This is a genomic window from Corynebacterium rouxii, assembly GCF_902702935.1.
In the GTDB taxonomy this organism is placed as follows: Bacteria; Actinomycetota; Actinomycetes; order Mycobacteriales; family Mycobacteriaceae; genus Corynebacterium; species Corynebacterium rouxii.
Genome location: NZ_LR738855.1, coordinates 726,582 through 740,826 on the forward strand (window position 1 = coordinate 726,582; position 14,245 = coordinate 740,826).

General features: G+C 54.2%; 10 protein-coding genes and 2 rRNA genes. 5 read left to right on the forward strand and 7 right to left on the reverse strand.

Going from position 1 to position 14,245, the window contains the following annotated elements; all coding sequences use genetic code 11:
- Nucleotides 1-110 precede the first annotated feature (110 nt).
- Together CIP100161_RS03780 and rrf are read left to right on the forward strand one after the other, a co-directional pair.
- Nucleotides 111-3,195: ribosomal RNA gene (locus tag CIP100161_RS03780) — 23S ribosomal RNA — on the forward strand.
- Nucleotides 3,196-3,334: 139 nt separating this feature from the next.
- Nucleotides 3,335-3,451, forward strand: a 5S ribosomal RNA gene (gene rrf, locus CIP100161_RS03785).
- 367 nt (nucleotides 3,452-3,818) lie between these two features.
- Here the strand turns inward: rrf and CIP100161_RS03790 are convergent.
- From CIP100161_RS03790 to CIP100161_RS03805, 4 genes are read right to left on the reverse strand one after another with little or no spacing between them, the layout of a single operon-like run.
- Nucleotides 3,819-4,988: a pyridoxal phosphate-dependent aminotransferase gene (locus CIP100161_RS03790; RefSeq protein ID WP_155872012.1), complete on the reverse strand. Its 1,170-nt coding sequence runs from the start codon at nucleotides 4,986-4,988 to the stop codon at nucleotides 3,819-3,821.
- Nucleotides 4,989-4,992: 4 nt separating this feature from the next.
- Complete coding sequence (locus tag CIP100161_RS03795) at nucleotides 4,993-5,640, reverse strand: DUF3239 domain-containing protein (protein ID WP_082261494.1); 648 nt, start codon at nucleotides 5,638-5,640, stop codon at nucleotides 4,993-4,995.
- 4 nt (nucleotides 5,641-5,644) lie between these two features.
- Nucleotides 5,645-7,309 carry a DNA repair helicase XPB gene (locus CIP100161_RS03800; RefSeq protein ID WP_155872014.1) on the reverse strand — a complete coding sequence of 555 codons (1,665 nt, stop codon included), beginning with the start codon at nucleotides 7,307-7,309 and terminating at the stop codon, nucleotides 5,645-5,647.
- A gap of 45 nt (nucleotides 7,310-7,354) precedes the next feature.
- On the reverse strand, nucleotides 7,355-9,673 hold the full coding sequence (locus tag CIP100161_RS03805) for a helicase-associated domain-containing protein (protein ID WP_155872016.1): 2,319 nt from the start codon (nucleotides 9,671-9,673) through the stop codon (nucleotides 7,355-7,357).
- A gap of 66 nt (nucleotides 9,674-9,739) precedes the next feature.
- Here CIP100161_RS03805 and CIP100161_RS03810 point away from each other — a divergent pair, with 66 nt between their 5' ends.
- A complete protein-coding gene (locus CIP100161_RS03810; RefSeq protein ID WP_014301577.1) occupies nucleotides 9,740-9,928 on the forward strand; it encodes a hypothetical protein in 189 nt (62 codons plus the stop codon).
- Nucleotides 9,929-10,135: 207 nt separating this feature from the next.
- Here the strand turns inward: CIP100161_RS03810 and CIP100161_RS03815 are convergent, their stop codons facing one another.
- Nucleotides 10,136-10,759: a resuscitation-promoting factor Rpf1 domain-containing protein gene (locus tag CIP100161_RS03815; protein ID WP_155872018.1), complete on the reverse strand. Its 624-nt coding sequence runs from the start codon at nucleotides 10,757-10,759 to the stop codon at nucleotides 10,136-10,138.
- A 680-nt stretch (nucleotides 10,760-11,439) separates the two neighbouring features.
- Here CIP100161_RS03815 and CIP100161_RS03820 point away from each other — a divergent pair.
- On the forward strand, nucleotides 11,440-11,829 hold the full coding sequence (locus tag CIP100161_RS03820; RefSeq protein WP_003850654.1) for a cold-shock protein: 390 nt from the start codon (nucleotides 11,440-11,442) through the stop codon (nucleotides 11,827-11,829).
- 107 nt (nucleotides 11,830-11,936) lie between these two features.
- On the opposite strand, the gene CIP100161_RS03825 is transcribed toward CIP100161_RS03820, so the two are convergent.
- Nucleotides 11,937-12,461: a DUF2771 domain-containing protein gene (locus tag CIP100161_RS03825; RefSeq protein WP_155872020.1), complete on the reverse strand. Its 525-nt coding sequence runs from the start codon at nucleotides 12,459-12,461 to the stop codon at nucleotides 11,937-11,939.
- Nucleotides 12,448-13,314 carry a glutaminyl-peptide cyclotransferase gene (locus CIP100161_RS03830; RefSeq protein WP_155872022.1) on the reverse strand — a complete coding sequence of 289 codons (867 nt, stop codon included), beginning with the start codon at nucleotides 13,312-13,314 and terminating at the stop codon, nucleotides 12,448-12,450. The genes CIP100161_RS03825 and CIP100161_RS03830 overlap by 14 nt, the downstream gene beginning before the upstream one ends.
- Before the next feature lie 39 nt (nucleotides 13,315-13,353).
- Here CIP100161_RS03830 and CIP100161_RS03835 point away from each other — a divergent pair, with 39 nt between their 5' ends.
- Nucleotides 13,354-14,118: a DUF3027 domain-containing protein gene (locus tag CIP100161_RS03835; protein ID WP_155872023.1), complete on the forward strand. Its 765-nt coding sequence runs from the start codon at nucleotides 13,354-13,356 to the stop codon at nucleotides 14,116-14,118.
- Nucleotides 14,119-14,245 lie beyond the last annotated feature (127 nt).

Here is a 14,245-nt window from a genome sequence, read left to right on the forward strand (position 1 = left end):
TGGTTGTGCTGTCATGGGGTCTTGTGGTTGGTGTGTTGTGTGAGAACTGTATAGTGGACGCGAGTAATCTTTATTCTTTAATTGTTCTTGGTGTTTTGTTTGTTATATTCGTGTTGTTTGTTAAGGGCACACGGTGGATGCCTTGGCATTATGAGCCGATGAAGGACGTGTAAGGCCGCGATAGGCCTCGGGGAGTTGCCAATAGAGCGTTGATCCGAGGGTGTCCGAATGGGGAAACCTGGCCATGGTTATGTGTGGTTACCCATCAGTGAATTCATAGCTGGTGTGGGGGTGACGCGGGGAAGTGAAACATCTCAGTACCCGTAGGAGAAGAAAATAATTAATGATTCTGCTAGTAGTGGCGAACGAACGTGGATGAGGCTAAACCGTATGCGTGTGATACCTGGCAGGGGTTGCGTGTGTGGTGTTGTGGGGCGTTGTTGGAGGAGGCTGCCGGCTCCTCGCTTGTGATATGTGTGTGTTAGCGGAAGTGGTTTGGAATGGCCTGCCGTAGTGGGTGAGAGTCCCGTACGTGAAAGTGCATGCATGCGAGTGGATGATGTTCCCGAGTAGCAGCGGGCTCGTGGAATCTGCTGTGAATCTGCCGGGACCACCCGGTAAGCCTAAATACTTGTGATGACCGATAGCGGATTAGTACCGTGAGGGAATGGTGAAAAGTACCCCGGGAGGGGAGTGAAATAGTACCTGAAACCGTGTGCTTACAATCCGTCAGAGCCTTTTTGTGGGGTGATGGCGTGCCTTTTGAAGAATGAGCCTGCGAGTCAGCGGCATGTCGCGAGGTTAACCCGTGTGGGGTAGTCGTAGCGAAAGCGAATCCTAATGAGGGTGTTGTTAGTGGCATGTCCTGGACCCGAAGCGGGGTGATCTACCCATGGCCAGTGTGAAGCAGCTGTAAGAGGTTGTGGAGGCGCGAACCCACTTAGGTTGAAAACTGAGGGGATGAGCTGTGGGTAGGGGTGAAAGGCCAATCAAACTCCGTGATAGCTGGTTCTCCCCGAAATGCATTTAGGTGCAGCGTTGTGTGTTTCTTGCTGGAGGTAGAGCTACTGGTTGGTTGAGCGGGACTACAATCTTAGCAATGTCAGCCAAACTCCGAATGCCGGTAATGTTAAGCATGGCAGTGAGACTGCGGGGGATAAGCTCCGTTGGTCGAGAGGGAAACAGCCCAGATCGCCGGTTAAGGCCCCTAAGGGTGTACTAAGTGGAAAAGGATGTGGGATCGCGAAGACAGCCAGGAGGTTGGCTTAGAAGCAGCCATCCTTGAAAGAGTGCGTAATAGCTCACTGGTCGAGTGGTTCTGCGCCGACAATGTAGTGGGGCTCAAGTACACCGCCGAAGCCGCGGCAGTCAGCATTTTTTGTTGGTTGGGTAGGGGAGCGTCGTGCACTGCTGTGAAGCACCTGGGTGACTTGATGGTGTGGAGTGTGTGCGAGTGAGAATGCAGGCATGAGTAACGAATGAAAAGTGGAAAACTTTTCCGCCGGATGACTAAGGGTTCCTGGGTTAAGCTAATCTTCCCAGGGTGAGTCGGGACCTAAGGCGAGGCCGACAGGCGTAGTCGATGGATAACCAGTTGATATTCTGGTACCCGTGTATGTGCGCCCAGTGGTGAATCAATGGTACTAACCATCCGCTGATCTTCTGGTCATGCTTTTTGTGTGGTTGGTGGTGATGTGCGTGGGATCTTCGTTGGTAGTAGCCAAGTGATGGGGTGACGCAGTGAGGTAGCTGAGCCACTTAGTGGATTGTGGTGTAAGCGTGTGGCCCGTGGCATAGGTAAATCCGTGTCGCATTGTGGGTGAGGCGTGATGCGTAGACCGTTTGGTTGATGTTGGTGATCCTGTACTGTCGAGAAAAGCCTCTAGCGAGTGCATATATGGCCCGTACCCATAACCGACACAGGTGGTCAGGTAGAGAATACTAAGGCGATCGGGTGAACTGTGGTTAAGGAACTCGGCAAATTGCCCCCGTAACTTCGGGAGAAGGGGGACCATTGCTGGTGACCGACGTGGTTGAGCTGGTGGTGGTCGCAGAGAATAGAGGGAAGCGACTGTTTATTAAAAACACAGGTCCGTGCGAAAACGTGGAAGTTGATGTATACGGACTGACGCCTGCCCGGTGCTGGAAGGTTAAGAGGACCTGTTAGGACTTTTTGTGGTTCGAAGCGGAGAATTTAAGCCCCAGTAAACGGCGGTGGTAACTATAACCATCCTAAGGTAGCGAAATTCCTTGTCGGGTAAGTTCCGACCTGCACGAATGGCGTAACGACTTCCCTGCTGTCTCAACCACAGGCCCGGTGAAATTGCAGTACGAGTAAAGATGCTCGTTACGCGCGGCAGGACGAAAAGACCCCGGGACCTTCACTATAGCTTGGTATTGGTGTTTGGTTCGGTTTGTGTAGGATAGGTGGGAGACTGTGAAGTGGTCACGCTAGTGGTTGTGGAGTCGAAAGTTGAAATACCACTCTGATCGGATTGGATACCTTAACCTTGGCCCATGATCTGGGTTGGGGACAGTGCCTGGTGGGTAGTTTAACTGGGGCGGTTGCCTCCTAAAGTGTAACGGAGGCGCCCAAAGGTTCCCTCAGCCTGGTTGGCAATCAGGTGGTGAGTGTAAGTGCACAAGGGAGCTTGACTGTGAGACTGACAGGTCGAGCAGGGACGAAAGTCGGGACTAGTGATCCGGCACCTACTTGTGGAAGTGGTGTCGCTCAACGGATAAAAGGTACCCCGGGGATAACAGGCTGATCTTCCCCAAGAGTCCATATCGACGGGATGGTTTGGCACCTCGATGTCGGCTCGTCGCATCCTGGGGCTGGAGTAGGTCCCAAGGGTTGGGCTGTTCGCCCATTAAAGCGGCACGCGAGCTGGGTTTAGAACGTCGTGAGACAGTTCGGTCTCTATCCGCCGCGCGCGTTGAAACTTGAAGAAGGCTGTCCCTAGTACGAGAGGACCGGGACGGACGTACCTCTAGTGTGCCAGTTGTCACGCCAGTGGCAGGGCTGGTTGGCTACGTACGGGAGGGATAACCGCTGAAAGCATCTAAGCGGGAAGCCTGTTTTGAGATGAGGTTTCTTTTGAGGTTCCCTCTAGACTAGGGGGTTGATAGGCCAGATCTGGAAGCGTAGTAATGCGTTAAGGTGACTGGTACTAATATGACCGAGTAATAACATTGTGTGTAACGAGCAAAAATATATAGCATTATTGAGCGTGTCACCTGTTGGGTGATAGTGAAGGTATGAAAGTGTTTCTCGCGTCTGCTGTGCAGTGTCTGGCATGACACGCCTTCTTCGTGTGGGTGGTTGGTTGTGTGTGTTGGTGGTTATTGTGTCGGGGGTACGCCCGGTCCCTTTCCGAACCCGGAAGCTAAGCCCGATTGCGCTGATGGTACTGCACCTGGGAGGGTGTGGGAGAGTAGGTCGCCGCCAACCTAAAACTTAAAAAATGATAGTTGATGGTGTAGCAAGAGAAGCAGTGTGTTTTGCTTGCTACACCATTTTTTTGTGCACCCACACGTGTGGGGGTGTGCGGGGTGCGCCCCCTTTTTTTTATGCCCGCAGTAAGGGGTGGGTTGGTTTTTTCGTGTTCTCGTATTCGAGACTACGTAAACCCATGGCCGGGCTGGGGTGTGGGTGGGGTGGTGTTGGGGTTTTCGTGATCACGGATTCGTGGTGGAGATTCCAAACACACCACCAACACCAGAAACAGCCCTTGGTGTGTGTTCGGTTGATTGTTAAGTGCGGTGCTTATGCAAACACCGCCCCCTTTCGTAAAGAGACTTCGTAAAATCCGTGGTTCTTATCGGCTGGCACTAATGAGAGCTTGAGCAGCCTTTTCGATGACGCTTTGCTTTTTACCAAAGGTGAAACGAAGTTTGGTACGCCATGGTTCTGGGTGGTCGGTGAACACAGAAATAGGGATAGCGGCGACGTTGTAGTCAGTAATTAGGTTGTAACAGAAGTCCGGACCGTCGCTAGTAGATAAATCACAAGAATCTGCGACGATATAAAACGTTCCCTTTGTGTTGCTTACTTGGAATCCGGCGTTTTTGAGCGCATGCGATAATAAGTCGCGGTTGCCTTGGAGCATCCGTTGTTGGTTAGCAATCCATTCGCGCTCGTTATCTAGGGCGTAAGCGACGGCTGGTTGGAACGGACTAGCACCGACAAAGCTGAGGTATTGTTTCGCGCGTTGGATCGCTGCGATTAATGGTGGGGTAGCGATTGCCCAGCCTGTTTTCCAACCTGTCACACACAGGGTTTTGGCTGCAGAAGAAATCGTTATTGTTCTTTCGCGCATACCTTCGTAGGTAGCAATGGGGCGGTGCGTGGTGTCGTCGAAAAGCATGTGTTCGTAGACTTCATCGCTGACCACGATAAGGTCGTGTTCAATTGCTAGGGCGCAAAGCTCGGTAATTGCTGCCGTGCTAAATACAGCCCCAGTAGGATTGTGTGGCGAGTTCACGATGATCATTCGCGTTTGGGGCGTGATGGCGTCGCGAAGCGCTGTGATATCAAGGTCCCACGAATTATTGTTGGGGACTAAAGGCACTGCGATACGGTGCGCGCCTGCTAATGCAATGGCTGCGGCGTAGGAGTCGAAATACGGCTCGAAGACGATCACGTCCTCATGCGGTTCCACAAGTCCGATAATGGCAGCTGTAAGCGCCTCTGTGGCTCCTACGGTGATAAGGACTTCGGTATTTGGGTCCACACTCATGCCGTAATAATCGCGTTGGTGTCGTGCAACTGCTTCGCGTAGTACTGGAAATCCTTGTGCTGGTGCGTATTGGTTATTTCCTCGTGCGATTTGGTCACAGGCTATGCCCAGCATGTCCTTGGGGCCGTCATAATCGGGGAAGCCTTGACCTAGATTAATGGCACCGTGTTGTTGCGCGTGGGTGCTCATAGTAGCAAAAATCGTCTCGCCGAATTCAGCGAGACGATGGATTCCAACGGGGTGGGGCATTGAGTTACAACTCCAGTAGATCAAATTTTGTTTCGCGTACTTGATCTAGCTTATTCAGGTTCTTGCTCAATGTGGTCCATTGTTCGGAAGGAATCGTCGATTCTGCCCGAGCAATCACTGAAGAATCTGGAGTAGCCCATGCAATGGGCATGGGGGAAATTTGGTCCCATGAGTCTTGGTTCCCCACGGAGCGTTGGCCGGTGACGGCCACTGCTGGGATGCGGGTGCCTACTTTTCGGGTGTCGCCTTCGATGCCTGGGATTGCGGTGATGTTGCGCGTTGCAAGTGCCCATCGGGGTGGAAGGGTGGGGTCGACGTTGGTGTTGACCAGTGCCATCACAACCATGTCGCGGGGGTTGACTTCGGCGATCATGGCGGGGACGAGGTCGTAGTTGTCGTAGAGGTGTTGTGCGTTTCCTACTTGTTTGGGCACAACGAAGATCATGGCGAAACTAATCAGTGCCATGATGGTGAATACTGCAAGACAGATGATGCCGAATGCACCACCGAGCCAGAAGTAAAGGCCCACGCCGATGAGGATCTGAATGATTCCAAATAGACCAGCGGAGAGTTGGAGGCGTTTGGTGTCTTTGAGCAGCTCGTTGTTTTTTGCGGCGAAGTCGGCGTCGATGGGGAAGGAGAAGTGTGCCATGGTGTTAGTCCTTGGTGAGTGCGGGCAGGTCGGCGGCGTCGATGATGCGGTAGGCGTAGCCCTGTTCGGCGAGGAATCGTTGCCGGTGGGCCGCGTAGTCACTATCTAGGCTATCGCGGCTTACCACTGTGTAGAAATGGGCGTGGGCACCGTCTGCTTTGGGGCGTAGTAGGCGGCCGAGTCGTTGGGCTTCTTCTTGTCGGGATCCGAAGGTTCCGGAGACTTGTATTGCTACGGCGGCTTCGGGCAGGTCGATGGAGAAGTTTGCTACTTTGCTCACAACGAGGGTGGTGATTTCACCGTTGCGGAAGGCAGAGAAGAGTTCTTCGCGCTTTTTATTGGACGTGGAACCATCAACCACGGGGGTGTGCAGGCGTTCACCGATTTCTGCCAGTTGGTCGACGTAGGCGCCGATGATGAGGGTGGGCTGTCCTGCATGTTGCGCTACGAGCTTATCGACGGCGCGCAGTTTGCTGGCAGCGCAGGCTGCAAGGCGGTAGCGGTCTTGATTTTCGGCCGTGGCGTAGACCATGCGTTCTGATTCGGTCATGGTGGTGCGCACTTCGGTGCATTCGGCGGTGGCGATAAAACCTTGGGTTTCTAGGTCTTTCCATGGGGCATCGTAACGCTTGGGGCCGATAAATGAGAATACGTCGCCTTCGCGTCCGTCTTCGCGGACGAGTGTTGCGGTAAGTCCAAGGCGGCGACGTGATTGGAGGTCTGAAGTTAGTCGGAAGACGGGGGCGGGGAGGAGGTGGACTTCGTCGTAGATAATGAGTCCCCAGTCGCGGGAGTCGAAGAGCTCGAGTGCGCGGTATTCGCCTTTCGTTTTGCGAGTGACTACTTGGTAGGTGGCGATGGTGATGGGGCGGATTTCTTTTTTCTCGCCTGAGTATTCCCCGATTTCTTCGGGGGTGAGGGTGGTGCGGCGAAGGAGCTCGTCACGCCACTGGCGGCCGGCTACGGTATTGGTCACTAAGATCAGTGTGGTGGCTTGGGCTTTTGCCATGGCAGCGGCACCGACCATGGTTTTTCCAGCGCCACAGGGCAGTACCACGACTCCGGAGCCGCCCTCCCAGAAGGAGTCTGCAGCCATGCGCTGGTAGTCGCGAAGTTCCCACTGCTCATGTTCGGTGGACAATGCGAGGGTGTGAGCCTCACCGTCGACGTAGCCTGCTAGGTCTTCTGCTGGCCAACCGACTTTCAGGAGTTCTTGTTTTAAGCGTCCGCGTTCGGAGGGGTGGACGATGATGGATTGGTCGTCGATACGAGCACCCAGCATCGGTTTGATCTTTTTGTGGCGAAGAAGCTCGGCCAGGATTGCTGGTTCTTCGGATTCTAAGATCAGTCCGTGGGCGGGGTGCTTGTGCAGGCGCACTCGGCCGTAGCGTGACATCGTCTCGGCGACGTCGATAAGCAGGGCCTGGGGGACGGGGAAACGCGAATAAGTTTCAAGTGCGTGTACTACTTGTTCGGCGTCGTGACCAGCTGCGCGGGAGTTCCATAGCGCCAGCGGAGTAATTCGATAGGTATGGACGTGCTCGGGAGCGCGCTCGAGCTCAGCGAAAGGCGCTAGAGCGATGCGGGCTTCTTGTGCGCGGGGGTGATCCACCTCAAGCAGCACGGTTTTGTCAGATTGGACGATCAGCGGGCCGTCGCCAAGTACCACGGAGTATCTCCTGAAACTAGAACATGTGAGTTGATGAACACTCTATTATGCACCGGAATCGAGTGCGACTTCCGTTATGCGGTGCAACATGAAGTGAATGACCTCGCCTGAGACTGCGTCGACTGCGCTGACGTGCCCGCCTGTGATCGTCACCGGCGTTACGGTGTAGCGCAACGCTTGGCCTTGCTTATCGACGATTCCCACGTGGACCTGACGATTAGCCCGCATGGCGGAATGGAGCACGCTGACGGCGTCGGAACCTTCAATGCCATGAGTTTCCCCACGGGAAGTGTGGCGATCCCGAAGCAGCGTGAGCAGTGCTTGTCGAATGTGCCCCGAATCTTCCTGTGGCGCAGTCGAGCGCATGGTTGGGGTTGCCACTCGCGTGGGGTGGGGGCGGATGTCGATACTGAGCCCTTGGGCGTTTTCAGCGGCGGGTGCAAAACCTGCTGATCGGATTGCCTCTAGTACTTGTGCCAGCGGGGCCTGGGCAATCAAGACTGTCGGGGCGATGATTCGAAAACCTAGATCGTCTGCGGCCTCAATGCGAGAAACCTCTAGGAGGAGCGCAGGGTCGTCGCAACGTACATAGCTCAGCGCTGGTCCGCCGCGAAGTGCCCCGTGGCGGCGTGCGGTGTCGGTAATCAGGTAGACCAAGGATTGTGGCAGATCGCCGATCGTGTGGTCTTTGAGAAATCCGACAAGGTCCGTATCCGTTTTACCAGCGTCCAAAGCACGGCGGACGCTGGTGCTATTGAGCCTAAACACGGTGGCCAACCCCATGGATTCGGTATCTGACATGAGCGCCATCATGGTGTGGACCTCGAAAGGAAGCGGTGCTGGTGCCAAGATGGTCATGTCACCTTGGGGGATCAGCTGATCGGATTCAGCGGGGGTGAGGCCCGCGGTGGCTTCGCAGAGCTGCCCTAGAGGATCCTCATGATGGTCTTTGTGAGCAAGGAGGAGCAGCACTGTGGTGGGTTCCCACCGAGGCCCAAGAATTCCCAAGAATTGAGCAGTGTCCGTGATGTCATCAAAAACGTCGCGAGCAAGCCGTGAAGCTCTGATAGGAGAATCGAAACCGAAGTTTGCTAGCAAGACGCCTTTATCTCCTCCGTGGGGAAACGCATGCGCAGCCGCGGAGCGTAGGACAAGCGCGCGAGTGCTAGGCAACTTATCTAAGATGGTTGCGGCACTGAGCAGACGATGTGGTTTGTTCTTCTCGTCTGGTTGCCCAATTGCTGCAACATTGAGCGTTGCGTGCTCCCACCAACCGAGCATGAGCCATGCCCATTGCACAGATAGCGGCTGGGCGTTCCATTCGTCGGCACGTCCGGTGGGCGCTAGGTAGTTTCCGCCGGTGTCGTTGGCTGGAAGCGGATCGGGCACGCCTTTGGCAATAAGCCCAGCTCCCATAGCAGCAGCGATGATACGATAGAGCGTGGTTTCTTCTACACCCAGTGCACGCGACAGCGTTGCTACAGGGCGTACTCCCACGGCATTGTCTTTTAATAAGGCAACGGGGGAATCGCTGAGGACGTCGATAAGAACACGTGTGAGTCGTACCGCTTCTAGACCTGCTGCGGTGCTTTGTGCTTCGACTCGTTGTTTCAAGGAGGTTTCCTCTGATACTGCTACTGGGCACAGCGGCAAAATGGGCGCAGGTTTACCACTGAGTGCAAAACGCACTGACATGGGAAGAGTAACCGTGTGACTGTTATGTCGGGTGATCAAGCCGAGAGCTATAAGCTGCGGGATTGGTCGGGTGGGGTCAGCATCGATTGCTGCATCTTTTGTTACGCCGGTGCCACCAGAGTGCGCGAGGGTGCGCAAGATGCTGCGTTGTTTGGTGGTGAGGCCTTCGAGTATCTCTGGAAGCTCGGTGGCGTTGGGCACGTGTGCTGAGGGCAAAAGCTGCCATCCCGCTGGCAGTGCGTCCATAACGCCGGGGGCGATTCGTAGCGCAGCCAATTCTCCGAAAAGTAGCGCGTAGTCGCGCAAGGTGTCTATTGTCGCTAGCAGTTCAGACCCACTAGGGATCCAGTGGTCGGTTCCGTGGGTATTCTGCTCGCTATATGAACGCACGAGTTCCACCAGTTTGGGGGCATCCACAGGTTCGATTTCTGCGCCGACGATGCTGGCAGCCTCGAGCACAGCGAGTTCGCGTGCATTTAACCGCACCAGAGCTCGCATGATCGACGCCCGCAGGGATAAACGTGCTGCTAAAGAGCTGATTCCCGGAGGTAGCGGATGTGTCGTATCGGGACGGTGCTCAAGGACGCGATGGAGTGCATCCTCGTCTAAGTTGTATAGCCATTGGCGGAAAATCGCAGTGGTTGAGGTGGAATCGTTGGAACTGGTCATGATGACTCCATAGTTTAGTTGGTTGTTCAGGTGACTTTGGCCAGCGGATTTGAAACAATAGAGCCTATGTCAAACATGGAGAAAAAAGGTTACGTCGATCCGGGCTGGCCAAAGCACGTCCCTGGTGGCGGTCACGCTGTTACTGAGATGGTTGCTAAGGTTGCTGGCGCCAACAGCCCTTGGGGCGATATCGAATTCCCTGTTCCTGCGGAGCAGACCGGTTACGTTCACCCTTACACCCGTGTGAACAAGTAAAACCAACCTCAAGCAGTATTGCTTGGAAGGTGGGTGCCAGTTTTTAACGAGCTGACACCCACCTTTTTGTATTAGCTTCGCAGGAGTGCTTTCGACTGATTCAATCCTTGCCCTGTTCGCGGTCTAGATGCGGAAACACAAGAAGAGGGGGTTTCTCGTACAAATACGAGAAACCCCCTCTTTGAACAAGCGGATCAGCTTTGAAAGTTACATGCCAAAGATGAAGTCGATAGCGCCGCGGTTAGCCATGTAGAAGCCGTTGAAGTTAGCGCGGTTAGCTTGGTAGAAAGCCTCAATCTGAGGTGGGATACCTAGGCCAATGCCTGCCAAGCGTGCCTTGATGGCGTTATAGAGGGCGTCGACTGCGAGCTCTTCGGTGTTAAGGCCTGCCTGAGCTGCGTACTCTTGTGCGCCGGCGACTGCGGCTTGGACGGGCGCAGGTGCGTTAGCAACAACGTCGCGTGGGGTAGGGGCAGAGTTCAGTCCCAGTTTTGCAGAGCATGCTGGCCATGCGCCCCAGCCTTGGCCTGCCAAGACCTTTTCTGCAACAGCGATCTGCTGTTCGCGGGTAGCACCATTGGCGGTTGGAGCGTACTGTCCGCCGCCGTAGGCGTTCCAGGTGCTAGCGGTGAATTGCAGGCCACCGAAGAAGCCGTTGCCGGTGTTGATAGCCCAGTTGCCGCCGGCTTCGCATCCTGCGAGGCGATCCCAGTCGGAATCTGGTGCTGCGGAAGCGGTAGGGGCAAGAAGGGTTGCGGCGGTGCCGAATGCAACGGTAGAAGCTGCGAATTTTGCCTTCGTGGAAGCGGTCTTGCGAGCGTGACGTGCCATTAGGGTTGTTTTCCTCTCGAATTGCCGCCCAAAACCAACGAAAGTGTGCACCATGACATGGCACCGAGAATGCGATGCGCACGTGAATGTCTACACGTGTTGGGCCACTGTCTGCTGAGTAGTGTTTTGGTAGTCGGCAAAACGATTGTCTTGCTTCGAACGTGGGCATGTACTCGTGCACATAATGCATCGACCGGAAAATATCCAGACAGTGGCTGGCGAAGATATTCACGTATGGCACGATGCTGTGCTTGTTCACCCACGGTAGCGGTTTATAACGTTTCTGTCACGTTTTTCTTTGGTGATGCGCTAGAAAATCTAGAAAACTGTTGGAAAAACCGCAGGTCGTTTCGGCGTTGAGGGGTTTTGAAATTTTAGGTCACAATTCGTTATATTCGGCCGTTGTGTTTAAAGGTGCACGCAGTCGATGTTTTTGCTGTGATTATTTGCAACTCATGAGGTTGGACAGTGATGGGGCGGCATAGTGGTTTTGGTTAACGGAATAATGGGCTATAGTTTTTAGTTTGCTAAATGTGAGGATCTTCGGTGTAAGTGAACTCCCCAGATCCTTAAAAACTATGCACGACTATTAATTGCAGCCGTGGATCCAAGCCGGATCTCCTGTACCTTATTTAAGGTGCACTGGGCTCATGGGATCGTAAAGAAGGGAGAGGAGTGCAGTGCCTCAAGGGAAGGTGCTTTGGTACGACGTTGATAAGGGATTCGGATTTGTGTCCAACCCCGAAGGAGACGACTGCTTTGTCAGCAAGGACGTTTTGCCTCAAGGCGTACAGAAGCTAGAAAAAGGTCAGCGCGTTGAATTCGATTACGTTGCGCGTGGTCGTGGTCCACAAGCGTTGCGCATCAAGGTCCTAGACACCCCTAGGCTTCGCCGCCCAGCACAACATAAGTACTCTGCCGAAGAGCTCAACAGCATGATCTCTGATCTGGCTACACTGCTGGAGATCAAAGTGCAGCCGTCGCTACGCGCCGGGCGATACCCCGACCGTAAAGAAGGTCGACAGGTTGCTAACATTTTGCGCGCTGTTGCCAAAGAACTCGATATGTAGCTTCCCCGTGTGATTAAGAGGGTTACATATAACAAACGCGGGACATCCTCCTACAAACTGTAGGCGCGATGTCCCGCTCTTATTCATATGAGAGACAAAAACGCTTATTACTTTGCCGAAACCGACCATGTGACGGTGTAAGGCGTTTCTACTCCTTGGGCATCATGTCCGATAAGAACCGAGGTCACCTCAGCAACGACGAGGCGAGGACGCTTGTCGTCTTTCTTCCCCACGGGATCGACAGATCCCGCCACTGTCGCCTCTGTTGCTTCGTTGGCCCCAAAGAAGCTTTGGTCGTTGGCAGCTGGATCATCGTAGATCTTCAACAGTGACCAGTCATGGTCCGATACTTCCTTAGGCACGCTGATTTTAAGCTCGCCGTCTTTATCTACAGCGATATTCGGCACCTCGTTTTCATCGCACGGTACACCTGGTTCGCAGACACTAAACGGGGTGATGTCTTGGGAAACGTCTCCGGAGGATACGGTGATGGTCACCGTGTTGGGTTCTGGGCCTGGGCGGCTATTCCACCAGCTTTGGAACGCAATAGAGCACAGCACTACCACCACAACGGCGATAACGAGTGACAACAGTTGGATGAGATTCTTACGTCGGGTCTTACGACTGGCCATGGTCGTTCATCTTACTAACAAATGTGACCTCGTAGAGGTCCGGCCACCTTTTGCCGGTGATATAGAAGCGATCCGAATCTGGGATCCAAGCGATTCCATTTAGTACGTTATTGCTATCGGCGACGGCATTGTTGGGGATGTTGGAGGCGTCGATAATGCCGGTGACCGCACCGGTGGTGGCGTCGATACGCATGATGTCGGTGCTGAGGAAAATGTTGGCGTAGATGGTGTCCTTACCGGTGGCCGGGTCATTGGGGACGCATTCGAGCTCGTTGAGATTGGAAACTCCGTTTCCTTGGTTGGTTACCTGGATACGAGAGCGCTCGTCAAACGATTCGGGATCGCGGATGATGAGCTCATCGGAGCCGTTGGACATGATTATGCGATCATCAAAGTGGCAAAGACCCCAGCCTTCGCCCTCGTAAGATACGGTACTGAGCTGCTGAAAAGTGGTGGCGTCACGTTTAAAAGCGATCCCATCACGCCACGTCAATTGCCAAATGTGGTCGCCGGTTTTTGTGATTCCTTCGCCGAAAAGTTCAGGGGTGAGTGGGGTGCGCTGCTGTGGGCTGTTGCCAACCTTCATGGAAAACATGCCGCTTTCGCCATAAAAACCGGTGCTGACTAGGAGGCGGTCGCCATCGAGTTCGAGCCCTTGGGTAAAAGCTTGCGGGTCAAAGCGGTGAACTTTGTGGATGCGTGCTTCTAAACGTTCTGGGGTTGTAGCTGCGGTATCATGGTTGGGCTGTGGTGATAGGCTACAACCTGCAACGGCAAGTGATCCTGCAAGCGCTAAAGTGGCATGAGATATTAACGAGAAGATCGATCGCATAGCATCTATCATGCATTGCATGCGTGGTTGATCGCAGAAATAGTAACGGGGTGTTGAATAATGGGGGACGTGTCACCCCGAAAGAAAAGAATGAGAAGCCATACCAAACGGCGTAAAAAGGGTATGCCGTCCACGCCACTCATCGGCAAGAATGCGGTCGCAGTTGCGCGACGTGGGCTTGAAGAACTCGGGGAGGGCGCAGTCGGTGAGCATATTGGTGTTCAGCAGGTGAGCCTTGAATCGGCGACCCACCGCTTTGCGGCGGAAGTGCCTGGGTATGACGGCTGGGAGTGGAATGCAGTGGTAGCGTGCGTTCCCGGCTCGAAATACGTGACCTTGAGCGAAGTGGCATTGGTACCAGGTGGATCTGCGCTCCAGCCGCCACGGTGGGTGCCATATCACGAACGAGTGCGCCCAGGTGATCTAGGGCCTAACGACGTCATGCCGCCGCGTGACGACGACCCCCGCCTCACCGCGGACGAGCAGACTGCGGCGATGGATTTTGGTACCACGAAAAAGCTTTCGAAGGCAGGGCTTAACGGAACCAAAGTTCGGTGGCAAAACGGAGCTTTTGGCCCGCGGTCTGAGTATGCGGAAAAAGCGAAGCTTCCGTGTTATACCTGCGCTTTTTACGTTCCTATGACGGATCCGGTAGGAAAAAATTTCGGGGTCTGTACTAATGAGTACTCGGCGGATGGTCATATCGTTCACTCTCGATATGGCTGCGGTGCTCATACTGATACTCCGCCTGTAGAACCCCTCGGTGTAGTGGAATTACGGCCTTTTGATGATGAGCACCCAGTAAGTGTAGACACCATTTCTTAGGTGCTTCCGAAGGCGTTGGGGGCGGGGGAGAGGGCGGCCACGTCGGGCAACTGGTTATAACAAGGGCTTGTCTGGTACTGGTTTTCGGTTTGATTGCAGGTCAAATGCATGCCACTATCTACGAATG